This window comes from Endozoicomonas sp. ALE010, assembly GCF_049310165.1.
In the GTDB taxonomy this organism is placed as follows: domain Bacteria; phylum Pseudomonadota; class Gammaproteobacteria; order Pseudomonadales; family Endozoicomonadaceae; genus Endozoicomonas.
Genome location: NZ_JBLYNV010000039.1, coordinates 1 through 21,368 on the forward strand (window position 1 = coordinate 1; position 21,368 = coordinate 21,368).

21 protein-coding genes and 3 tRNA genes are annotated in these 21,368 nt (G+C 46.2%); 12 read left to right on the forward strand and 12 right to left on the reverse strand.

Annotation, left to right across the window (positions count from 1 at the left end):
* Positions 1 to 69 precede the first annotated feature (69 nt).
* Complete coding sequence (locus ACO6UY_RS15645) at positions 70 to 513, reverse strand: SIMPL domain-containing protein (protein ID WP_422490540.1); 444 nt, start codon at positions 511 to 513, stop codon at positions 70 to 72.
* 353 nt (positions 514 to 866) lie between these two features.
* On the opposite strand from ACO6UY_RS15645, the gene ACO6UY_RS15650 reads away from it, so the two are divergent.
* Positions 867 to 1,631, forward strand: coding sequence for a hypothetical protein (locus ACO6UY_RS15650; RefSeq protein ID WP_422490541.1), 765 nt, complete (start codon positions 867 to 869; stop codon positions 1,629 to 1,631).
* A 7-nt stretch (positions 1,632 to 1,638) separates the two neighbouring features.
* On the opposite strand, the gene ACO6UY_RS15655 is transcribed toward ACO6UY_RS15650, so the two are convergent.
* Both ACO6UY_RS15655 and ACO6UY_RS15660 read right to left on the reverse strand, forming a co-directional pair.
* Entirely contained in the window at positions 1,639 to 2,886 is a 1,248-nt protein-coding gene (locus ACO6UY_RS15655; protein ID WP_422490542.1) for a hypothetical protein, read from the reverse strand.
* A 22-nt stretch (positions 2,887 to 2,908) separates the two neighbouring features.
* Positions 2,909 to 3,379, reverse strand: a complete 471-nt coding sequence (locus ACO6UY_RS15660) for a SycD/LcrH family type III secretion system chaperone (RefSeq protein ID WP_422490543.1) — start codon at positions 3,377 to 3,379, stop codon at positions 2,909 to 2,911.
* A gap of 106 nt (positions 3,380 to 3,485) precedes the next feature.
* On the opposite strand from ACO6UY_RS15660, the gene ACO6UY_RS15665 reads away from it, so the two are divergent.
* The 3 genes from ACO6UY_RS15665 (at position 3,486) to ACO6UY_RS15675 (ending at position 7,957) form a co-directional block, all read left to right on the forward strand.
* Positions 3,486 to 4,592: a serine/threonine-protein kinase gene (locus ACO6UY_RS15665; RefSeq protein ID WP_422490545.1), complete on the forward strand. Its 1,107-nt coding sequence runs from the start codon at positions 3,486 to 3,488 to the stop codon at positions 4,590 to 4,592.
* 35 nt (positions 4,593 to 4,627) lie between these two features.
* The gene (locus ACO6UY_RS15670) at positions 4,628 to 6,589 is read left to right on the forward strand and encodes a serine/threonine-protein kinase (RefSeq protein ID WP_422490546.1); all 1,962 of its coding nucleotides are present in this window, start codon (positions 4,628 to 4,630) and stop codon (positions 6,587 to 6,589) included.
* Positions 6,590 to 6,910: 321 nt separating this feature from the next.
* Positions 6,911 to 7,957, forward strand: a complete 1,047-nt coding sequence (locus ACO6UY_RS15675; RefSeq protein ID WP_422490547.1) for a hypothetical protein — start codon at positions 6,911 to 6,913, stop codon at positions 7,955 to 7,957.
* A gap of 258 nt (positions 7,958 to 8,215) precedes the next feature.
* On the opposite strand, the gene ACO6UY_RS15680 is transcribed toward ACO6UY_RS15675, so the two are convergent.
* The 3 genes from ACO6UY_RS15680 to ACO6UY_RS15690 all read right to left on the reverse strand — a co-directional run bounded on the left by ACO6UY_RS15680 (position 8,216) and on the right by ACO6UY_RS15690 (position 8,534).
* A tRNA-Ser gene (locus tag ACO6UY_RS15680) sits at positions 8,216 to 8,308 on the reverse strand.
* A gap of 9 nt (positions 8,309 to 8,317) precedes the next feature.
* A tRNA-Arg gene (locus tag ACO6UY_RS15685) sits at positions 8,318 to 8,394 on the reverse strand.
* 63 nt (positions 8,395 to 8,457) lie between these two features.
* Positions 8,458 to 8,534, reverse strand: a tRNA-Arg gene (locus tag ACO6UY_RS15690).
* A gap of 232 nt (positions 8,535 to 8,766) precedes the next feature.
* Here ACO6UY_RS15690 and ACO6UY_RS15695 point away from each other — a divergent pair.
* Entirely contained in the window at positions 8,767 to 9,135 is a 369-nt protein-coding gene (locus ACO6UY_RS15695) for a hypothetical protein (RefSeq protein WP_422445754.1), read from the forward strand.
* Here the strand turns inward: ACO6UY_RS15695 and tnpA (ACO6UY_RS15700) are convergent.
* Entirely contained in the window at positions 9,130 to 9,270 is a 141-nt protein-coding gene (gene tnpA / locus ACO6UY_RS15700; RefSeq protein ID WP_422445756.1) for an IS66 family insertion sequence element accessory protein TnpA, read from the reverse strand. The genes ACO6UY_RS15695 and tnpA (ACO6UY_RS15700) overlap by 6 nt on opposite strands.
* Before the next feature lie 367 nt (positions 9,271 to 9,637).
* Between tnpA (ACO6UY_RS15700) and ACO6UY_RS15705 the strand changes: the two genes are divergently transcribed.
* The gene (locus ACO6UY_RS15705; RefSeq protein ID WP_422459680.1) at positions 9,638 to 11,905 is read left to right on the forward strand and encodes a collagenase; all 2,268 of its coding nucleotides are present in this window, start codon (positions 9,638 to 9,640) and stop codon (positions 11,903 to 11,905) included.
* A 182-nt stretch (positions 11,906 to 12,087) separates the two neighbouring features.
* Here the strand turns inward: ACO6UY_RS15705 and ACO6UY_RS15710 are convergent, their stop codons facing one another.
* Positions 12,088 to 12,189 carry a transposase domain-containing protein gene (locus ACO6UY_RS15710; RefSeq protein WP_422466327.1) on the reverse strand — a complete coding sequence of 34 codons (102 nt, stop codon included), beginning with the start codon at positions 12,187 to 12,189 and terminating at the stop codon, positions 12,088 to 12,090.
* A 227-nt stretch (positions 12,190 to 12,416) separates the two neighbouring features.
* Positions 12,417 to 12,593 (reverse strand): IS66 family insertion sequence element accessory protein TnpA, encoded by a 177-nt coding sequence (tnpA, locus tag ACO6UY_RS15715; RefSeq protein WP_422459682.1) that lies wholly within the window; start codon positions 12,591 to 12,593, stop codon positions 12,417 to 12,419.
* Positions 12,594 to 12,955: 362 nt separating this feature from the next.
* Here tnpA (ACO6UY_RS15715) and ACO6UY_RS15720 point away from each other — a divergent pair, with 362 nt between their 5' ends.
* Entirely contained in the window at positions 12,956 to 13,477 is a 522-nt protein-coding gene (locus tag ACO6UY_RS15720) for a PPC domain-containing protein (protein ID WP_422459684.1), read from the forward strand.
* A 41-nt stretch (positions 13,478 to 13,518) separates the two neighbouring features.
* Here ACO6UY_RS15720 and ACO6UY_RS15725 read toward each other — a convergent pair whose 3' ends face one another.
* Complete coding sequence (locus ACO6UY_RS15725; RefSeq protein WP_422445764.1) at positions 13,519 to 13,785, reverse strand: hypothetical protein; 267 nt, start codon at positions 13,783 to 13,785, stop codon at positions 13,519 to 13,521.
* Between the two features lie 236 nt (positions 13,786 to 14,021).
* On the opposite strand from ACO6UY_RS15725, the gene ACO6UY_RS15730 reads away from it, so the two are divergent.
* From ACO6UY_RS15730 to ACO6UY_RS15740, 3 genes are all read left to right on the forward strand, one after another.
* Positions 14,022 to 14,234 (forward strand): hypothetical protein, encoded by a 213-nt coding sequence (locus tag ACO6UY_RS15730; protein ID WP_422445766.1) that lies wholly within the window; start codon positions 14,022 to 14,024, stop codon positions 14,232 to 14,234.
* Positions 14,235 to 14,299: 65 nt separating this feature from the next.
* Positions 14,300 to 14,692: an IS66 family transposase gene (locus ACO6UY_RS15735; protein ID WP_422445768.1), complete on the forward strand. Its 393-nt coding sequence runs from the start codon at positions 14,300 to 14,302 to the stop codon at positions 14,690 to 14,692.
* Between the two features lie 274 nt (positions 14,693 to 14,966).
* On the forward strand, positions 14,967 to 16,163 hold the full coding sequence (locus ACO6UY_RS15740; RefSeq protein ID WP_422445770.1) for a hypothetical protein: 1,197 nt from the start codon (positions 14,967 to 14,969) through the stop codon (positions 16,161 to 16,163).
* 19 nt (positions 16,164 to 16,182) lie between these two features.
* Here the strand turns inward: ACO6UY_RS15740 and ACO6UY_RS15745 are convergent, their stop codons facing one another.
* Together ACO6UY_RS15745 and ACO6UY_RS15750 are read right to left on the reverse strand one after the other, a co-directional pair.
* A complete protein-coding gene (locus ACO6UY_RS15745; RefSeq protein WP_422490549.1) occupies positions 16,183 to 17,169 on the reverse strand; it encodes a J domain-containing protein in 987 nt (328 codons plus the stop codon).
* A 138-nt stretch (positions 17,170 to 17,307) separates the two neighbouring features.
* Positions 17,308 to 18,495: an MATE family efflux transporter gene (locus ACO6UY_RS15750; protein ID WP_422445774.1), complete on the reverse strand. Its 1,188-nt coding sequence runs from the start codon at positions 18,493 to 18,495 to the stop codon at positions 17,308 to 17,310.
* On the opposite strand from ACO6UY_RS15750, the gene ACO6UY_RS15755 reads away from it, so the two are divergent.
* Together ACO6UY_RS15755 and ACO6UY_RS15760 are read left to right on the forward strand one after the other, a co-directional pair.
* Positions 18,494 to 19,138, forward strand: coding sequence for a TetR family transcriptional regulator (locus tag ACO6UY_RS15755; protein ID WP_422445776.1), 645 nt, complete (start codon positions 18,494 to 18,496; stop codon positions 19,136 to 19,138). The genes ACO6UY_RS15750 and ACO6UY_RS15755 overlap by 2 nt on opposite strands.
* A 74-nt stretch (positions 19,139 to 19,212) precedes the next feature.
* Positions 19,213 to 21,348 carry an ankyrin repeat domain-containing protein gene (locus tag ACO6UY_RS15760; RefSeq protein WP_422445778.1) on the forward strand — a complete coding sequence of 712 codons (2,136 nt, stop codon included), beginning with the start codon at positions 19,213 to 19,215 and terminating at the stop codon, positions 21,346 to 21,348.
* Positions 21,349 to 21,368 lie beyond the last annotated feature (20 nt).

Sequence of the window (21,368 nt, forward strand, 5' to 3'; positions counted from 1 at the left end):
TATCCTCTATTCTAGACTGCGTAGCTGAAATTGTCCCGCAAGCTTCCAGCCCTTGGGAGCAAAGGGATTTTAGTTATTGCGGGAATTACTGATCACCGAGCGCACCGCTTCAATATGACTGGAATAAATAGTAATGGTTTGCAGGGCAGTATAACGAAACTCCGGGCGACTGCTGCTGCCATAGTTATTAGCCGATTTATCGGTAATATCAGGCGACATCAGACTAATGTCTTCAGCCGCGATACCACCCTTTTCCAGGAACTCCCTGATGCTGTCAATATTGTTTTCAATCGTGCCATAGAGAGCTTTCAAATCATTATCGGCCGCTGAAAACTGAATAGGCCAGATCACGACATCTGCCTGATACTCCCTCTCTGATAACCCTTTGACTGTGACACTTCTTTCATACTGCTTGTACTCAATGGCAGCATTCGCCAACAAATACCCCAGACAGGAAAGCCCCAGAAAAACAGAAATGCCCAGTATCAAGGCACTGACTCTACCGGTACTCATATTGTTTACACCTGATCATTTTGTTGAAAAAATAACGAACCCCATCTTTGGGTTCACCCGGTAAATTATCAGATTTTACGCTAAATCCGAATATTTCTTACTTCGGGCTATCACATGAGACAAACCTCAAGGGATATTCGCTGGTTTTATTGTCACGGAGAACATTGCCCATCTCACAGGACACGCTAGAATTCTGGTGATTAAACGTGAAGGAAGCATATAACATGTCGTTTAACACGCTCTTTTCGGTGGACAGTAACGCATCGGCGCATGGAGATTCTACGTTTCTACCCATTAACCACTTATGCGCTGCCTCAAGTACTCATGTCGTTAAATAAGAAAAGGAAAAGAATATGCTCAAGATAGGAAGTATAAGAGATACACCATCATCCCCAAGAACTCCTGATGATGAGCCCGCAAAGAAAGCGATTAAAAAAGAAATACCTGACAGTGATGATCAGCATTTACCAACAACAGGCCTTGTTGAGCGCACAATTGCTTCAATATCCGGAATCAGCTCAACAACTTCAGGAATCAGCTCAGAGAGTGACTCGTCTTTAACAATAACCGGAATCAGTTCAGATAGTGATTCCTCATCAACTGTCAGCCGAAGCAGTTCAGAGAGTGACTCTTCCTCAACAATCTCAGAAAGCAGTTCAGAGAGCGGCACCACCTTAACAAAAACTGAAAGCGGCTTAGGTGATTCATTCTTAGCGATAACCGGAAGCAGCCCAGACAGTGCCTCCTCTTCAACCACAACCGTAAGCAGCCCGGATAGTGACTCCACTTTAAACACAACCTCAAGCAGCTCTGTGAGTAGCTTCAGCTCACTGTCGTCATCAAGCATGTCTGAAGGAACAACGTTCCGAATTAGTAATATGCCGATTGACGTGCTTACTCAAGTGCAATTACTTGACCGGCTTAGCTACATGCTATCAGATTATCCAGAGCTATCTTCTATTACCAGAGTTGAAGGGATTCCAAGCAAAGTTGAATTCAACACAATTTACGCAAAACTTCTTATCAAGTTACATTATGAAAATACAGGTCATGATTCCGCAAAAATATTTTCGATGATTGAGCCAATATGCAAAGGAATTTTGGAAAAACTAAAGTAAATTGCTATCAGACTTTTTTGGCGGATTGCAGCAGCTCCACTCGCTTATTCATCATATCCTGGTATGAGCCTTGTTGGGTGACACTATCCAGAACCCGGGTGAGGTGCTCTTGCAAATGCTGCCTGAGACTCCCGGGTGTTTCATCGGATGTATAGCGATCAACAATCTGCTCAATGGCCGTAGTGATCAGGCTTGCCGAGTTCAGAATTTCAGCAGCCACTGTCGGTTCACCGGCTTTCAGTGCTGCAATGGCCTGCTTCAGTTTGTCCACCACTTCTTTATGCTGGCCTTCTTTGACCAGGTCTTCTTTGATCTGTTCTTCCCGTAATCGCTCTTTCAAGAGCTCGAAAAATTCTGCATTAGACATAGCTTCAATAGCAAGCAGTATGCCCCTCTGGGCGACCAGAATGCTCTCCAGGAACTCTTCACGGGTTCTGATTAATGGCTGCAGATCAATGCCCAACCTCTGGGACAATAGACTTAACCGCACATGTTCCGGCATTCCATAGAGGTCTGCACTGTTCTGCTGAATCCCCTTGCCACTATGAACAGATGACTCCCCACTGTTGCGATTGATCGACACAATATTATCAATCACCCTTTGCAGCGCCAGTGAGCCGGTATTTGCATCCGATGGGAACACGTCAGCAACAACGCTTAATACCTGAAGAGGGGCTGATGATCCTGCTGCCAAAGCTTGCTGAATGGTCTCTGTCAGCTGTCTGACATTACTTTCGTAGACGCCCAATACTTCATCCGTATCCGTGGCTTCTGGCAGTGCCGACTGCACCTTTGTCACCATATCCTGTAATGGGGTGGATGCAGGCACCTTGACGGTTGAGCGTTGAGTCCCTGCTGCCAGGTTATCGACGGTTGATCGCTCCCGAGGTGGCTGTTCAGATGCCGCTTCTGACAAGGACGCTGATAAGCTACCCGGCAAAGGCTCGGCAGCTGCTCCTGTAGATTTTTGCCCCAGAGAGTCTCTGATCACCAGGGCTGTTGATAGGAGCCCCTTAATTTCTTCAGAGGAAGCCACCATTGCGCCAGGAAGAGCCGGTTGCAGGGCAGGAACCAGAATCACAGATGCAACAGGGAAATCTTCAGTCCTGGCTGCCTGACCCTGTGAGACAGAGTTCGACTGTTGGTAACCGGAAGCCACCTTATCAACCTTCTCTTTTGCAGGCTGCCCGGCCAGAAACTCTGGCGGCACAGGTTCCAGTCGGCTGGGCTGTATATTCCCGGATACCTCACTCATACCCTCACTCCTTGCAGTGTCATCAAAACTCGTTAATCATTTTTTCTACCCGGCTTACCTCAGGACTGGTGGTGCCGGATTCATGGGCCATTAAAACCGACGCCCGATAAGCAAGCCTCGCTTTTGGATACTGCTCCAGGGCGACATAACAATCACCCACACAAATCATCGGATGCGGGTCATTGGCATCAAGAGAAATGGCGTACAGATACGTATCAATGGCCTCACCATAAAGGCTCATCATTTGCTGGCAGGCACCAAGGCCAGTGAAAAAGCGGGGATTCCACTGATCATAGAGACAGAGAAATTGAAACAGGCGGGCAGACTTCTCATACAAACCATTATTATATTTCAGATACGCCAGTTCATAGATGGCTTCCTGCGCCTCCTCACTGATATTACTGGCTTCAGCAAGACTCCCTCCCCTGGCCATATAATCCCCCACAATGGCCATTGCCTGGGCATCAGGCGAGCTGAACACTGAATCATTCATTTGCTGCTTCCCTGCAGATTAGAAAGACGAGTTGTTCTATATAGGTATAGTACCTTTACAAACCAGCTCGAAGGTTTTTATCGGACTCTTGAGCCCGGGGGACACAATGCCTCAAAGAATTGCAGATGAAATGGGACAACATCATTTCCAGCATCTGCCACCAAAACAACCTGAGCCTGTAAAAGGTTGCCTTGGCAGGCACCCTGTAACTCCAGAGACAGGACAACGTTATGTGAACGCAGACACCGCCAGGGCCGTCAATGGGAAAACTCAAAGGCATCTTTTGCAACGAAACGCTCACTCCAATGCAGCCCTTTATCTGCAGCAAGCAGCACCTGTTACCTTTCAGGGGGCCACTATCGATAAAGAGTACAACTACCCGATCGTGCCTAAAAAAGATTTACTTAAGGTCAGGAAGTTAGGCAAAGGGACTTATGGCTCAGTGGTACTTGTGATACACAGATATACCCATCAATACCTTGCCCTGAAAATGGTAGGTAACGATACTGATCGCAGGCAAGAGTGTGCACAGTTAATAAGAATTCAACGGGCAATAGCAAAAATCCATGGTAACACAGAGAATATTGTCAACCTTATTTCCCTGAGTCGAGGAAGGTCAGATAGAAAATATGTTCTTATGGAGTATGGGGGGCGGGATTTACTGGGCTCATCAAAAAAGTATGGCCGTTTCAGGGGGAACGAGCTTAAAAGAACTTTTTTCCAGGCTGTTAAGGGCGTTAACACCCTGTTTAGAGCCGGTTACCAGCATCATGACATTAAACCTGCAAATATCCTGATTAGTAGAAAAGGTGTTGTGAAGATCTGCGATTTCGGCCTGGCAGAAAAAATGGGCAGGGGAACTCAAATTGGCAGGGGAACACCAGAGTATATGCCTCCGGAAAAACTGTATGATTTGCGCGGCAGCCCCATTGACAGAGCTGATTCCTGGTCCCTGGGGTGTACATTTGCTGAACTGCGCTTAGGTTACCCTGTCATGATCGGTACTCGCACTATATGGGAAAGTCACAAGCTCCCTGGTGAGACAATAGCTCATCTGAAAACGATGCGAGAAGAGGCATACCAGCAGCTTCTGCAACGGGAAGGCAGGCAAGCAGCTGAGTTATTCAGGTCATTAACCAAGCTGCATCCTGGTGACCGGCTGTCCACCACCCAGGCGCTGAAGCACCCTTACTTTGCTGCTTGCTATTCTTGATATATTCAGAAAGATACATAGCATCGGATCATGACATGGAACGTTTCAACGTAACCTCGCCCTTAAATATAAACCCTGAACAAATCAATCTGGCTGAACCAAAAGCAGCAAATTATTCGGGGATCGAAGAAAAAAAAGGCACCAAGATACTGGATAGCGATGGAAAACTGGTCTCTAAATGGGGACGACGTATTGAAAATCACTTTAATAAAGCGTTTATTGACGAAAAAAAATCCGTTCCGAAAGCCAACATGTATGAATTTGAAAAATGCATAACCAACAGACGTATCGAAGTATTAATGGAAGAAGTTCAAGAAGATCAGGAAGGTAAAAACAAATCAGACCACGTTGACAGTATTTTAAAACTTCCCGATGAAATACCAGAAGAGTGTACTTTTTTTGACAAGAATCAGTTCAGGAAGCTGATCGAATCAGATACTGAAGTCTATCTCTCCCATGAAATCAATCGTTGCAAATCGGGTGCAAGCCTTGTTGCATTAAAAAAAGAAGTCAACCGGCTTAAGGCAGGCAATAAGCTACCAGCCAACGTGATCGACTCACTCAACCAAAAAATACATGATCAGATGGCAGTTCTGGTGAAGGCTATGCCGAACCATCTTAAAAGCATCCCCTACGATGGAGACCCGGAAAAAGACTTTAATATGGCCATGAAAAAATGTAATGCCATCAAAAACCTCTTTAATGCCGCTGAGCATATTGATAAAAACCTGGCTGTCAGGCTTGAAAAAGAAATATGTGAGATGATGGTTAATACATTCTCAAGCGATGTAAGTGAAATCAAAAAGTTATGCCTTGCCCGGAACAATCTGAAAGAGAGTGAACAATTATCAAAAAACATTCAAAATTTAAGAGAGGAAACAGTAGAACCATTTCTTAAGACAGTTGCCGTAAATCCAGAAAAACACTACCAGAAAATTCAAGGCAGTACAGAAAAAGCAATAACGGAATTAGAAAATCAACGCAAGATAACCCCTGACAACACAAGCAACCTGAACAACAAAGTCAGTAAAAGTTCGATAACAGATAGCACTGAAACACCTCTTGTGCAAAAAGATGGGCAGTCCAATGTGCTTCTTGATCTTCAACCAGCTGAACCTATCACTTTTCAGGGTGCCCCAATCGATCCTGAGTACAACTGTGCAATCATACCCAAAAAAGAATTAAAAAAGAGCAAGACATTAGGCAAAGGAGGTTTTGGCTCTGTGGTTCTTGTAAAACACAAGCGTACCAATCAACAATTCGCCCTTAAAATTGTTGGCGATGAGACTGAGCGCAGAGATGAGTGTGCAAAAATGGTAAGAATTCAGCGGGCAATAGCAGCAACCGGTGAGAACACAGAGAATATTGTCAACCTTGTTTGCCTGAGTCGTGGAAAATCCGATCAAAAATACATTCTTATGGAATATGGCGGTCATGATTTACTGAACTCATTAGAACAGGATGGTCTTTTTAGAGGTGAAGAACTGAAAAGCACTTTTTTTCAGGCTACCAGGGGTATTAACACGCTATTTAAAGCCGGCTACCAACACCATGATATTAAACCAGAAAATATTCTGATCAATGGAAAAGGTCTGGTGAAGATATGCGACTTCGGGTTTTCAGCAAAAATGGACAGGGCCACTCCAGTTCTCAGCGGAACACCAGATTATATATCACCGGAAAAAATGTATAATTTGACCAAAAAACCTAATGTCAGAGCAGACTCCTGGGCCCTGGGATGTACTTTTGCTGAAATGTGTTTAGGTGGTGATCCTGTAATGCCTGTTACTCAAGATATGTGGGAACGTAAGATGTCTTATAAAGAGGCTTTAGCCCAGCTAAAAGAAGCGAGAGAGGATGCTTACCAGAAACTTCTGGAAGTGGAAGGCGAACAAGCTGCGGATTTTTTCAGGGCTTTAACAGAACCAGACCCTAAAATGCGCCTGTCCCCCACTGAAGCGCTTGAGCACCCTTACTTTGAGTCTTACCATTCCTGACAAGAAGCAATTCTATTGCTCCATTTATCCAGATCCGAGTCGCCACGACAGGCATCGATAAAGTCTCTCCTGACTTAAGTTGTCTGTTGACCGGAATGCCAAAAGCATATTTGTTGATAATGAGATCGACCCAGACAGAAAGCCCCAGCGTTCCTTAAAATTGAACTTATTGCTGACTTGATTATCAAACGAAGTTGCCGGTTTACCACTTCTTAATAATACTCTGAGTAACGTCACCCTTGATCTACAAGGATTATTATCTTCGAGTCGGAAAAAGACTGGTTATCCTGTAAATTAACTGAAAATTTATGAGATTATATTATGCAGCCAGTAAACTCCCTAACTAAACTAGCTGAGCCTTCTAATTATTTAATGGCTGGAGAGAGCTCAGATAATAAGTGTTCAGATAATAAGCGCACAGATAACAACAGCCCAACAAATAAATACATTAATTACAGCTCACCTGAAAGATCAGGTAAAAACACACAAAAAACTCTAGCCGAGCATGAGACGATTACTGTTATTGAGCCTAAGGTTACTCACGATCCTGAACCAAACGCTTCAGCTTCTTTGTTACCATCTTCATCATATCCATTTTTAGGTGCTGAATCAGAAACAACCAGTTTTGATTCTGAATCAGAAGCTATCGTCATGGATATTGCCAGAGAAATGGAGTCAAAGGTGTCGGCTGATATTTCTCTCCCGGATGGCTGGAAGATAATGCCAGAGAAAACACCATGCAGCGACCTTATTGAAGGATTGGTAATTGACAATACTGGAATGCCTCGAATTCAATACAGTGGAAAAACAGCCTTTTATGATGCTTACTTAATTGCACGCCAACTAAATTACGAGAATGCTTTACAAAAACGGACTGAAATTCAATCTGCTGAATTAATTAAAAAACAGCAAATGGCAGCTTATAGTCAGCTAAAAAAACTGATGGGTGCAGAAGTTTTTAAGTGTTTCGCTGACCATGATAACATATTATATGGTGGTATGGCACATATGGGTTATGGATCACGTCTTTTTGCAAAAGTTGACACAGTCTTAAACTGGTACGATACAGAACAAAACAAATCAAATGTTGAACAATTTTTGCATGGTGAATTTAAAGGAACGAAAGCAGCTATTAAACTTGAGCAATTCATCGAAATGTTCGTTATCCATGAGGATTTAGATTTGATAACGAGTCTTTGTACAGGAGAAGATACTGGACTTTTCAATGCAAGGTTCAGACCAATTCCAAATCAAGGAAACATTTATGAGCAATGGAAGCAAATAAGAGACAATCCACAATCTCATCAACACGATACACAAGGTGAATATTACGCAAGATTCCGCCCAAAGGAGTGTATTATATTCTAGGAATGATCTGGACTAACCGAACTTAATACGTACTATCTATCTGATTCGATAGTCTTAGCTTTCTTGCCAAACTGTCGGATCAGTAATCTCAGAAGCTGTACGAAAACCCCGTAACCCTGAAATTCAGCAAAGAACATTTAAACGACGTAGTTAGATTAAATCCATTAAGTAAAATGGACACCTCTTGGACACATCAGTAAGTTGGAATAAATGAGTTAGAGTAAAAGGAGAGGGAATCAAGGAGCTAGAAAAGATAAATGGCGGTGAGGGAGGGATTCGAACCCTCGATACGGCTACAAACCGTATACTCCCTTAGCAGGGGAGCGCCTTCAGCCTCTCGGCCACCTCACCGTTTCAATATGGCGCGCTCGGGAGGATTCGAACCTCCGACCGCCTGGTTCGTAGCCAGGTACTCTATCCAGCTGAGCTACGAGCGCGTTGTTTGAAGCGACGTGAAAGATATTTGAATCAATTCAATTCGTCAATCACTTTTGTTGACTTGGCGCGCTCGGGAGGATTCGAACCTCCGACCGCCTGGTTCGTAGCCAGGTACTCTATCCAGCTGAGCTACGAGCGCCCTGCGTCAACGGAGACAAACTATAGAGATTTCATTGGGTTGAGTCAAATACGGTTTTTACGGATCTGTTCATATCCAACCAACTGTTTCATGAACTTTGTAATTTAATCGTTGTCCTAAGAGTCAGGGTATCAAGCTGCCTCCGTATTGCCTTATTTTTTTATTAATGAAACAAACACTCCAGCACTGTACACGACAAAAATCAGAAGTAAGTCAGCAGGATCCAATGGTTGTGATTTGCAATGCTGAGCCTTGGCGAGCCATTGACGATTATCTCCGGAGATGGCAAATAGAAACCATGTTTCAAGCGATGAAAGGCAGAGGCGTTAACCTTGAGGAAACTCGCCTGAAGGATCGGGATAAAATATCAAAATTGCTCTGTAGTCTGGCATTAGCCTTTTGCTGGGCATACAAGACGGGGGATTGGATAAATGAAGCAACCCCGATCAAGGTAAAAAGTCATGGACGTAAAGCACAGTCCATTTTTCGTGCAGGGCTGGATTATCTCGCCAGAATTCTCAATCACGTGAATACTTGGCTGGAAGAAATATATGAAGCAGTAGAACTGTTATTTGAGGTCAGCTGGGAGAAGGCCTCATGAAAATTGTCGTGTACAGTGCAGGCAAATATTATTTAACTCGCAAAAGCCTTTTTGATTGACACCACTTTCCTGTTGCTGGTCGATAAGGTTTTGCCACTGTGCAGAAGTGCGGCGATTCGATATCTTTTGATGCATGGCTCGCTCCTGTTCTTGAAACAGGTGAAAGCGTGGCAGTCAAAGGCAGGTTTTTGAAGACGTCCTCAAATAAGCGCTTACGTCTGGTTACCGATGTAAAACATCAACAGGCCCTAATAAGAATATCAGTTATAAAAAAAAAGTATTATTAGCAGATAAAGAATAATAGAAGAATTGAGAGCTACTATCATAATGATGTAATGATCATTCATTACTCATGCGCTACTGCTTTCTTCCTCCCATTTTATCCGTTGGCCTACCTGTTCGAGGTGTATTTTATACGTAGATTATTACTATTCAAACTCTTCAGATCTTCCCACATCCAATATTCATTTAATGATTAAATTCGTATTCAAAGGCTTTTCAGATGAAGCACTCTCTCATAGCAAGCCTATTCACAGTAGTGATTATTAACCTTACATTTATCTTCAACGCACATGCTATTACTCTGGACTTTGAAACAAGAGTGATACATGGCAGACAGATCGAGGAAATTCTGGATGGAAAGCCACTGCCACCCAATAACCCCCATCAAAAAGTCAGGGATTTTCTGATTCAGGAAAAGTTGAGCCAACTTGCAGTTACCAGAGGTTTAACCTGCACCCCTGAGAGTTTCGCCGCGCTCGGAGGACAGCAACTGACGGAAGCTATTCGTAAAGCTGAGTTGGCATGTATAAATAACTTGTTTTCAGTAACAGGAATCATTAGTAGCCAACTGTTTAGTCAGGACAAAATGATAACTGTAGCTAATGAAGTAACTCGTTTTTCACAAAATTATACTGGCGATAATTCTGAGGGTTTACAGCAACTGATCCTCTATTTAAGGGCTGGGTATTATGTGCAATTTTATCAGCCAGACACCGTTGGGGATTATGACTCCCGTCTTGCCAGTGCTATGCAGCAAGCTCTTGATTCATTCTTTGCCAACCCAAATGCCTTTGCTGTTTCTGACAAAAATGGTGAGGTGTTGTCTGAAGCAGTCACATTAATTGATAGCTCTGCCCAGAATACCCGTTATATTTTTGTCATAAAGCGTCTACTTACATCCTATAATCAGGAGTTTGAAGCCAGCAGAAATATGACCATTGCAGTTAATAATGGTATGACAGTTTTGTTTCGTGGACACCAGCTGAAGCCATTTGTAACGGCTATAGAAAGGGATACGACACTTCTTGATGACTTGTATAATTTTTACAATACGAAACAACATCTTCTTGGAACAGACAATGAATATCTTCTGGTTAATGTCGTCCGGGAGCTTGGGCGCTTTGTTCAGCACAATAAGCTTCAGCCAAAGGTAAGCGGACAACTAAATGCAATTCTGAGTCAACAAAATAACAGTGAAAAAGGCACGCCATTATGGCTGGTTGCCGCTGAAATAGCTTCATATTATGACAATGAAAACTGTGAGCATTATGGCATTTGCAATTTCAAGGAAGAGGTTGAAAACAATGCTCTTGTTTTCAATCATACCTGTAGTAAAACACTGAAAGTTCGCTCGCAAAATATGACGGTTGCTCAAGCAGAATGGATCTGCGATCAATTATCAGAGCAAGAGGAATATTTCCATAACAAATTACGGACCAACTTCCAGCCAGTAGCGAATGACCTGAACGATGACCTTGAGCTGGTGATCTTCAACACTGCCAAAGATTATAAAATGTATGCCGGTTTACTATTTAATATCAGTACCGATAATGGAGGAATGTACCTTGAAGGCGCACCTGAGAAACCTGACAACCAAGCCCGGTTTATTGCCTACGAGGCCGACTGGCTGAGACCTGAATTCCATGTCTGGAACCTTCGGCACGAGTATGTACATTACCTGGATGGCCGATTCAACATGGCAGGTGATTTTCGCCGTTCAACCTCCACTGATACCATTTGGTGGATTGAAGGACTGGGAGAATATATCTCACACCGGAATGAGTATCCTGAAGCAGTGTCCCTTGCTCGAACCAAACAATACCCATTGAGTACCGTTTTTCGAAATAGCTATAGCAGTGGTACAACACTAATCTATCGATGGGGTTATCTCGCTGTGCGCTTTATGTTCGAGCGACATCCATCTGAAATTTCTGAAATGCTATCCTTGACACGCAGTAATGATTACAAAGCTTACCGGGCATGGATAGACAGAATTGGAAAATTACATGATGATGAGTGGTACGGTTGGCTCGATACTGTTGAAAGCACAGATAACCAACTCTCGGATTATGGTCCACGGGATGATGACTCTATCCCTGACAATGGTGATGATGAGCCTGCTATACCTGATACTCCAGTCACTGATACTCCAGTCACTGACCATGATATTGAAAACTCCCAGTTACATAATAAAATACCCAAGGTTGGTCTAAGCTCTGGTAAAAACCCGTATTTTTATATCTATATCCCCTCCGGAACCAGAAGCTTGATTTTCACCATAGACGGCAGAAGTGGTAACGGAGAGCTTGAAATACTCATTCGACCAGATCAGTGGCCAAGCGACAGCGAGTACGAATTTTCAGAGCTCAGCCAAGGTGACAGGAAATCAATCAATATCAACCCACTTAAAACTGGCACATACTACTATGTGATGGTTAAAGGAAAGGGGCAATTCAGCTGTATTGAACTCATGGCCAGTTATAACTGAAGTGGTTTAATGACTTAGTACACCTCGTTAAGCACAATAGTGCAGTTGATGACGAGGTAAAAAGGTGAAGGTGGTCGTAAGCGTCCAAGCAGGGGGCAGACTCCCCCTACTTGTCGAGATCGGCTTTTAATGGATTGGCCCCGAATTTCTCTTTCCAGAGTCGCGGTATCAGTTCCCTGATATCACGGGGCCGGGTGGAGGCTGATACGCTGTAGAACATTAACCAGGTATTTGTAAGGATCGATACCCGCCAGCAGGCAACTGGTGATCAGCGTCTGGAACACGGCTATCTGCGCCTTTTTCTGTCCAGCAGAGTCGAGTTAGCCTGAGGGAATTTCCCCCCCAAGCTTCTCACAGATCCGTACGTATATCCTGTCATACGGCTCTTGGTCACACATTTGATGCACGAAGTAATTCCCAGTGAGCAAATAAGTTCGGCCTCATCTTCCTCAGTTTTCCGAGCCTTCGCTCCGCTTCCCGAGTCGATATCCGGTATTTATTACTTGCCCACTTAATCAGTGTATATAACAGCGGTCTGTGCTAATTTGCGCTTCCAGAGGGTGAACGTTGACAGGCAAATATTATTTAACTCGCAAAAGGCTTTTTGATTGACACCACTTTCCTGTTGCTGGTCGATAAGGTTTTGCCACTGTGCAGAAGTGCGGCGATTCGATATTTTTTGATGCATGGCTCGCTCCTGTTTTTGAAACAGGTGAAAGCGTGGCAGTCAAAGGCAGGTCTTTGAAGACGTCCTCAAATAAGCGCTTACGTCTGGTTACCGATGTAAAACTTCAACAGGCTAAGAATATCAGTTATAAAAAAAAAGTATTATTAGTAGATAAAGAATAATAGAAAAATTGAGAGCTACTATCATAAAGATTTAATGATCATTCATTACTCATGCGCTACTGCTTTCTACCTCCCACTTTATCCGTTGGTCTACCTGTTCGAGGTGTATTTTATACGTAGATTATTACTATTCAAACTCTTCAGATCTTCCCACATCCAATATTCATTTAATGATTAAATTCGTATTCAAAGGCTTTTCAGATGAAGCACTCTCTTATAGCAAGCCGATTAACAGTAGTGATTATTAACCTTACATTTATCTTCAACGCACATGCTATTACTCTGGACTATGAAAGTACAGATAACCAACTCTCAGGTTATGGTCCACGGGATTATGACTCTATCCCTGACAATGGTGATGATGAGCCTATTCTACCTGATACTCCAGTCACTGACCATGATATTGAAAACCCCCAGTTACATAATAAAATACCCAAGATTGGTCTAAGCTCTGATAAAAACCGTTATTTTTATATCTATATCCCCTCCGGAACCAAAAGCTTGATTTTCACCATAGACGGCAGAAGTGGTAACGGAGAGCTTGAAATACTCATTCGACCAGATCAGTGGCCAACCGACAGCGAGTACGAATTTTCAGAGCTCAGCCAAGGTGACAGGAAATCAATCAATATCAGCCCACTTAAAACTGACACATACTACCATGTGATGGTTAAAGGAAAGGGACAATTCAGCTGTATTGAACTCATGGCCAGTTATAACTGAAGTGGTTTAATGACTTAGGACACCTCGTTAAGCACAATAGTTCAGTTGATGACAAGGTAGATAAGGAGAAGGTGATCTATCCGGTGCAGGTACTCTGCGAAGTGGTGCAAGTGGGGCGCAGTGGCTTTTACTGCTGACAGAAACAACAGACTCAGCAGGAGAACTCCAGGGCTGAACAGTTCCGTCTGGAGGTTGATGCACACTAATACCCTTACACCCCGTTCTTCCTGAGCGGAGTCGAAGGATGGGAGCACCGCACTTCGACTTCGCTCAGTGCGAACGGTATGGATATCAACGCTTGCCTGCATTGCCCTTGCATTGCCAGTATACCGACCATCCCTGGTCATAAAAGATGGGAGGACGAACCTCCCGCCAACCCATGCAAGCAAGTCTCAGGGGCAAAGGTGTCGCGACTTTGCCGTCCTGCATCGCTTCGCGTCCCGCCGCTGATTTTCCTCCGTTTTACATGCTCCCTGATCTGGCTTTCACTAAGGTAGATATCCCAGAGTAGTTCCAGTAATTGAGGCTGGGTAACGGCGCAGCCATGATGCTGGACCAACGCATAAGCCTGAAGCTGTGGGCCAAAGTGATGACCATGCAGATTGGCTGGCGGTTTGCCACTGATGGCTTTCCCTCCGGGGTCAACCATTGTTCAAGCCAGTATCGAATGGTCTTAACCCGAATACCAGCTCCTGAACGGTATAGGGCTCCCGACCGTGCCGAACAGAACCCTCTGGAATGTCCCCAGGAGCAATAGTATCTTCTTCAGAGACAGGTGGGCATTGCGGCTGGGTTCGTTGGCGTGGAGTTGACTCATCAGGTTTGTTCACTCAGATTTGTCTGTCTACCGGTGCTCGCTGGGGAGAGATCGAGAGCCTGGCAAATCATTGGGAAGGGCTTGTCCGGTTTATTCAGAATCCGGATGTTCCTATGGACAACCATATCGCTGAGCAGACATTACGCGGCCCGGTGGTTGGAAGAAAAAACTACTACGGTAGCGGAAGTGAGTGGAGTACAGAACTGGCTGCGTGGCTCTTTACTGTTCTGACGCCCCTTAAGCTCTGGAAAATAAATCAGAAACTGTGGCTGACAGGTTATCTTGAAGCTTGCATTGCCAATGACCGGCAACCGCCAGTAGATTTAAGCCAGTGGATTTGGCTGATGGATGAAAGTCGCCTCAACGAATTACGAATCCATGACCCGCCTGACAGCTAATGTCAATCCAGTCTGAAGGTCTTATGGGGCGGGGTATCCCTGCGTGGTGTACTTGCGTGGCCGGTATTAGCGAATAGTTACTTACGGATCTGTTCATATCCAACCAACTGTTTCCTGAACTTTGTAATTTAATCGCTGTCATAAGAGTCAGTATCAAGCTGCCTCAGTATTCCCTTGTTTTTTATTAATGAAACAAACACACCAGATGAATACGTTGGAATGAAAAAAACGATTTCTCCACCAAATACACAATCTGGTCTTGAGAAACCCAATTATGGATAATTTAGCTTCCACGCCTGGTATACCATTTCCTTCCTCAGTGCCTCTCAAGCACCCGGATTCAGGGGATGTGATTATTTGTCCATCCTGTCAGGAGTCTTGTTTTCAGGGCAGAAAAGCCAATCTGGTGCAAAGAAGGCCTGAGCATCGGACGATTCCAGAAGATCCCGCACAATGCCCGGTATGCAAGAAAGTCGTTGATTCACGAAATCTTTCTCCTGTTACCCTGGCCAATGAAATTTCCAAACTCCGGGAAAACCAATACCATGACCTGAGAGTTGCCCTCAGCATAGACGATCAGATGGCGGCCGCAGTAATTCAGGACCTGATGGGTAAAGGTGCTATTTTGCCTCTTGAAGAACGGTCCCGGGCCTTGAAAAAAGCTCTTGGGATTACTGACTATGAGGCGTCTTGTTACGAATGCATGAAGCATATTGCCCTGCAGATTTTGCCCTATTCACTTACAAAGCCAATGGGTATGTACCCGGTTATGCCCAGACATGCCACCGCCTTATGGCAAATGGGTGTCAGCCTCTCGCCGGAAGAACTGCATCAGGCTCTGATCGTTTTGCTGCAATCAATTGAAAGTGATGACGGCGATCCAAGCAACCATCGCCGTCTGATTCAGGAAGACCATATCAAATTACTGGTTCAGATCGCAGAGACCATTCCCAGTGAACAGTTGTCCGGGATCATGCAACCAATATTCAATTCTGAAGATGAAGTCAGTATGGGATATATCACGCTCTTGCAGGGAATAGCGTCCGACCCATCCTCCCATCGCCTGCTTGATGCCGCTTGCAATGATCTGGATATGGAACAAAAGTCCATTATTATGAGAATCACCCTGACGCTCAACAGTGATGAAGGCAGTAAGCTCTTTCGCTCCCTGAAAAACAGAAATGGCTCCCTGACACCAGAAGAACTGCCCAAAGCCCTGAAGGAAGTCCTGGGGAGAAACAGTTCCTGCTCTAACACCCTTTACGATTGCGTTATTGACTATGCTAACGACCTGTTTGATCTGGGTGCCCGTCTGGACCAGCTTGAGTGGGAAGAGGCGATGCACAAAGCAAACGAACTAAAATACAATCGGGATAAGATGATGGGTGATCTTCACATCGCCTTCCTGAAACGAGACGAGACAGCGTTCAGTTTGTGGGAATCGACTCAAATGGATGCTCTGCTGAATTAATTCCCCCACCAGGGCGCTATCAGCTTTGACCTTTGAACAAATCTGAATCTTCGATCAGGTGCCTGTTTGCCTCAGTAATTATTTGAAAAGTTTTGTTACTCTCATCAACGTTCCCAGGGTTTTTATCAGGATGACACCTTAGTGCCAGTTTCCGGTAGGCTTTTTTTACATCATTCAGGCTGGCACCTTCCGTCAACCCCAATACATTAAGTGACTGTCGATTCTTTTGGACCATCTGCTCTGCAGAGAGTTTGCGCGGGGCACCTTTTGGGTGAATTTTCCCAACCAACTGGCGCAGATAATCTACGTTGCCATCGGACTCTCTGATCAGGTTATCCACTACTGCCCGTGCTTCCTCCGGGGAAAAGCCTTTTTTCTCAATTTGTTCAATCATCCAGGGGCGCAGTGTGTTGGCATTTTTATCACTTTGAGCATGAGGAGCATCAGAAACCCACTGCTGAAACCGGTTCAGGTCTGAGCCAGCGATGTTCAGCGCATTAACAATGGCTTCATGGGACCGGTCCGGGCGGTAGCCTTTGGCGGTGAATTGCCCCATTGCCCATTGATAATTTTGCCGCTGCAGTTCTCGAAAGGCAGACTGTGGGGTCAATGGCGTGGTGTTAACCATGATTTCCACCGAGCGATAATCATAGCCGCACTGGGTTAACACCCGTTCTGCCATAACTCTGGCAACAGAGGGGGCATAACCTTTGCCTTGGAATTGGTGGGTAGCCCAGTTAAACCACTGCAGCCGAAGAATTGCTGTACTGGTTGGCTGGTTAATCATGCCACTCTTATTGACTGGCTGGATAACCACGCCATTTATCACGTAGCCAGCTATTTTTTTGTTACGGTATTGTTTGGGAAGAAGATCCCTTTTAGGGACCGGATCCGTTTTACTGACTTTTCGTCCGAACTTTTTCCCGGATGCCGTCTCCTGACCTTGGGGTTTACCTGCCAGATGGTAAACACTATGTAGCCCGCCAATGCCATTCATGCCATCCATCAATTGTTTCCTTTTCCCAGTGATATTTAGTCAGGTTATCGGAGCAACGGTTGGCAGTTTTAATTCAGGCAGCCTTTCGGAAGGCTGCCCACAGGCAAGCACCACAGTGGGTTCTGGAAACAAAACACAACGTCAGTATTAAGTACGACAGACTCCTGAGTTGCCCACTTTATTATTCGCTGATGCCACATCTTTACCCACCATCATTTCAGGTGTTGCCCGGTAAAACAGCGTGACACTGAGGGCAAACGTCAGTAGTTCGGCCACCGGCAGGGCAAGAAAGGCACCTTCAAGCCCCAGGGTTTTCCAGAATAGAATGATCAGCACCAAGGGCAATACCAGAGAACGACTGACAGCAATCAGGGCGGACTGGGTAGCCGCATGCATACCGGTAAAATAGCCGGACAGGGTAATGTTGATACCGTTAAACAGAAACGTCGGCCAGATGACGGCAATGATCGACATGGTCAGCGCCAGCGTGGCCACTTCGTCACTCTGAATAAAGACACTGGCCAGCTCCTCAGGATAAACCAGCAGAGCCATCGCAAAGGTAATACCCACCATAATGGCAAGACCAACAGCCAGTCTCACAAAGCTGACAATACGCTCTGGCTTTCTGGCACCGAAGTTAACGCTGACAAGAGGCCCCAGGGCTTCTGCAGTGCCGTATGCCACCATGATGCTGAGCCACAGGATATAATTGACAATGGTAAAGGCGGCAACGCCGGTAGTGCCTGCTTCAATAATCAGAATCCAGTTAATAACGAACATGAGCAGTCCACCGGACATCTCATTTATAAACTCGGAAAAGCCATTGTAAGCAGCCCGGAACAACTCAGACCAGGAACCATAGGGTTTAATCAACCGAATGCGGGCCTGCCTGCCAAAGAAACGTACCATCAGAAACGCAGTACCCAGCGTATAAGCGATACCACTGGCAAATGCTGCGCCACTGACACCCCAGCCCCACATTTTGATAAACAACGCATCCAGTACAATGTTCGTGAAGGCGGTAAGCACCAGCCCGGCCAGGGCATAATTTGGCGCATCATCAACCCGGGCAAAATACGATAAGGTGTAAGCCAGCCCCATGAACAACATAAAAGGCGAAATTATACGGATATATTCCGTGGTCAAAGGCAGTGCTTCCTCGTCGGCTCCCACAAAAGCCGCGATATCCCCGGCGAAAAAGTGTGCCAGGCTGGACACAGTGAGGGCAAAGATAACAATCACCGTCAGGGATTTGGTAAAAATATTGGACGCCCTGCGTGTATCTCCGGCCCCCAGGGCTTTACCGGCAACCACCGCACCACCTACCAGCATCATGACACACAGGCCAAAGGATGAAAAACGCAAAGCTATTCTGGAGGCCACCCTCTCCCTGGTGGTGTCCTGTGGCTTTGCCGGCATAACTGCCCGCAAGGTTGCCGCCGAAATGGGTGCCGCTACGGGAACCATCCACCATCACTTTTCGTCGCTGGATGAGTTGAAAACCGAAGTAATCCGTTATGCCATATCATCATCCGTTGACTCCGACCTGGAGGCCATTAAGGGATTACCACCCTACGAAGCCCTGCTGCAGATGTTACTGCCATCAAACTTCCCGGACCGTGAGTTTGAAAACCGGGTGTGGCTCAGTGCTGCCGATGAAATGTGGCGCAATGAACAGCTGAAAACGGTCTATTGTGAGTCCATGGTCAGCCTGACAGACCTGATTGGAGGTGTGATTACCCTCGGCCAAAAACAAGGATTGTTTGATCCAGCCCTGGATAGCCGACAATGCGCCTGGAAGTTAATGGCCACCAGCTTCACACTGTCCAATTATTCCTACCTTGGTGATAGCAGCCTCAATCTTACGGCCATCGATGAGTTGGTGATCAACGATATCCGGCTGACACTGGGCATAAAAGATCCCGGGGTTGGCAAGATGCGCGTAAGTACCAGCAATCAGGCAACTGTCGCCTGGTGAGTAACAGGCCGGAACCTTTTTCAGGGTGATTGCTCTAAGGATCCTGAAACATATTCGGACTGATGGTAATTACCATGCAACCACTTAATGCCAGGGGCTATCCTGGCTGGCCACCAACCGGTGCTGCTGAAAATTCAGCGGCGTCAAAGGCATTAGTCGACACTGCTTTATCGGCTTGTGCAAAACAGATTCCCCCAAGCTCTGGCCCCGGCGATCTGGCAACATCCGATCGCAATGGATTACCACCACCCAATGGTCGCAAACGGTCTGTGGCAATGCAGTCCGGAGTCAGGACCAACGGCCTGGCTGTTACCGACGACAACCGTTGTGTGGGTGCCTACTCTGCCAACATACTCCCACTGAATTGCGCCGTTGAGTCCGGTGATATCAGGATGGTGGCGTGGCAACTGCAAAATGGTGCAGAGGTTGATGGCAGCAACGAACAATTGCTCAAGCGACCTGCCTGCCAGTCCCCCTCCAGGCTTACTCCATTAAGCCGGGCTGCCATATACGGGTTATCTGACATAACCCGGTTGCTGTTGGAGTCCGGGGCACCTGTTGACCACTGCGATGCCAAGGGCCTGACACCACTGGCTACGGCTGCTGGCCGGGGTAACATCAAAGTAATGCAGCTGTTGCTGGATTACCGGGCAAACGTTAACGGCAATACCATCGGCTTACGGACTCCCCTGACCCAGGCTGCCAGGTGGGGACAGGTTGAGGCGATAAGCCTGCTGCTGGAGCATGGCGCGGATATTGACCGCCATGTCCGCGCGGGGAAAATACTGCGCCCCATGGCTGTCTGGCGGAGATATGACACGGATATCTACTACTATGCCCACGCAGCGGAATCACCGCTGTCTCAGGCTGCCAAGCGTGGACAGATTAAGGCGATAAGCCTGTTGCTGGCCCATGGTGCGGATGTTCACAGCCATGTCTGCGGAGGGGAAACACCACTGTCCCAGGCTGCCCGGCGGGGACAGGTTGGCGCGATAAGCCTGTTGCTGGAGCATGGCGCGGATATTCACAGCCATGCCAGCGGGGAGGAAACGCCACTGGCCCAGGCGGCAAAATATGGACAAGTTGGCGCGATAAGCCTGTTGCTGAAGCACGGCGCGGATATTTACAGCCATACCCGAGGAGAGGAAACGCCCCTGGCTCAGGCGGCAAAATATGGGCAGGTTGAAGCGATCAGCCTGTTGCTGGAGCACGGCGCAGATATTCACAGCCATACCAGCGGAGCAGCAACGCCCCTCACTCTGGCGGCAGAGTATGGCCAGATTGGGGCGATAAGCCTGCTGCTAAATAGAGGGGCCGACGTTAATAGCCAAACGTCCGGAAGTGGGACACCACTGCGAAAGGCTGCGGTCAGGGGATATACTGAGATTGTCAGGCTACTGCTGAGTTATGGAGCCAACATTCAAAGCTGTGACAACAGCTATGGGGAGAATTCCCTGAGCAAAGCGGTCATGCACGGGCATGTTCACGTAGTCAAGCTGTTATTGGAACATAGTGCACAATGGCAAGGCCCGTGGAAAGGCCTGCTGAGACTGGCTGTTGAAAAAGCCCCCATCGAGATCGTGAAATTGCTGTTGCAGCATAATGCGAATGATGTAAACGGCCTTAAAAACCGAACATTTCCACCACTTTCAGCGGCCATCGCCAAGTGGGATATGGAGTTAGTGAAACTTCTGTTGCAATCGGGAGCCAATCCTGACTGCATCGATTGTGATACCTTTCCATGCACTTCGCTGGCTATTGCGGCCCAATCCGGGCGAATTAAATTTGTTGAACTACTGTTGCAATCAGGGGCCGATGTTCACGGCAGGACCACTGGAAAGTATACGCCCTTGACGCTGGCAGCAGCTCAAGGACATAACCAGGTGGTGAAGTTATTGTTGCAGCATAAGGCAGATGTTCATAGCCGTGACCAGGGTAAAGGTACCCCCCTGTTCTGGGCCAACGAAAACAGGTTTTATGAAATTGCTTTTGACCTGCTCCAGCACGGCGGCTGTCCTCAAAGAAGCTCGACACCGGATGTTATCCGAACAGTCACTCAGAAATTAGGCTACGACCCTCTGGAAAAGCCTCCCGGTCTGCAAACTTTGTGCAAGAGAAGGCTGAGGGCTGCGTTTGATAAACAAACAATGTCCTCTTTCAACTTGCCTTATTTGTTGAAAAAAGAACTTCTGAAATGTACGCCTGAATGAAAAATTTCCCCTGCAGCCCT

Excerpts from the sequence above, each read along its gene's own strand:
- ACO6UY_RS15645 (WP_422490540.1), bottom strand. The coding sequence starts at position 513 with ATGAGTACCGGTAGAGTCAGTGCCTTGATACTGGGCATTTCTGTTTTT.
- ACO6UY_RS15650 (WP_422490541.1), top strand. The coding sequence starts at position 867 with ATGCTCAAGATAGGAAGTATAAGAGATACACCATCATCCCCAAGAACT.
- ACO6UY_RS15655 (WP_422490542.1), bottom strand. The coding sequence starts at position 2,886 with ATGAGTGAGGTATCCGGGAATATACAGCCCAGCCGACTGGAACCTGTG.
- ACO6UY_RS15660 (WP_422490543.1), bottom strand. The coding sequence starts at position 3,379 with ATGAATGATTCAGTGTTCAGCTCGCCTGATGCCCAGGCAATGGCCATT.
- ACO6UY_RS15665 (WP_422490545.1), top strand. The coding sequence starts at position 3,486 with ATGCCTCAAAGAATTGCAGATGAAATGGGACAACATCATTTCCAGCAT.
- ACO6UY_RS15670 (WP_422490546.1), top strand. The coding sequence starts at position 4,628 with ATGGAACGTTTCAACGTAACCTCGCCCTTAAATATAAACCCTGAACAA.
- ACO6UY_RS15675 (WP_422490547.1), top strand. The coding sequence starts at position 6,911 with ATGCAGCCAGTAAACTCCCTAACTAAACTAGCTGAGCCTTCTAATTAT.
- tnpA (WP_422445756.1), bottom strand. The coding sequence starts at position 9,270 with ATGCATCAAAAGATATCGAATCGCCGCACTTCTGCACAGTGGCAAAAC.
- ACO6UY_RS15705 (WP_422459680.1), top strand. The coding sequence starts at position 9,638 with ATGAAGCACTCTCTCATAGCAAGCCTATTCACAGTAGTGATTATTAAC.
- tnpA (WP_422459682.1), bottom strand. The coding sequence starts at position 12,593 with ATGCATCAAAAAATATCGAATCGCCGCACTTCTGCACAGTGGCAAAAC.
- ACO6UY_RS15720 (WP_422459684.1), top strand. The coding sequence starts at position 12,956 with ATGAAGCACTCTCTTATAGCAAGCCGATTAACAGTAGTGATTATTAAC.
- ACO6UY_RS15725 (WP_422445764.1), bottom strand. The coding sequence starts at position 13,785 with ATGCAGGCAAGCGTTGATATCCATACCGTTCGCACTGAGCGAAGTCGA.
- ACO6UY_RS15730 (WP_422445766.1), top strand. The coding sequence starts at position 14,022 with ATGATGCTGGACCAACGCATAAGCCTGAAGCTGTGGGCCAAAGTGATG.
- ACO6UY_RS15740 (WP_422445770.1), top strand. The coding sequence starts at position 14,967 with ATGGATAATTTAGCTTCCACGCCTGGTATACCATTTCCTTCCTCAGTG.
- ACO6UY_RS15745 (WP_422490549.1), bottom strand. The coding sequence starts at position 17,169 with ATGGATGGCATGAATGGCATTGGCGGGCTACATAGTGTTTACCATCTG.
- ACO6UY_RS15755 (WP_422445776.1), top strand. The coding sequence starts at position 18,494 with ATGACACACAGGCCAAAGGATGAAAAACGCAAAGCTATTCTGGAGGCC.
- ACO6UY_RS15750 (WP_422445774.1), bottom strand. The coding sequence starts at position 18,495 with ATGATGCTGGTAGGTGGTGCGGTGGTTGCCGGTAAAGCCCTGGGGGCC.
- ACO6UY_RS15760 (WP_422445778.1), top strand. The coding sequence starts at position 19,213 with ATGCAACCACTTAATGCCAGGGGCTATCCTGGCTGGCCACCAACCGGT.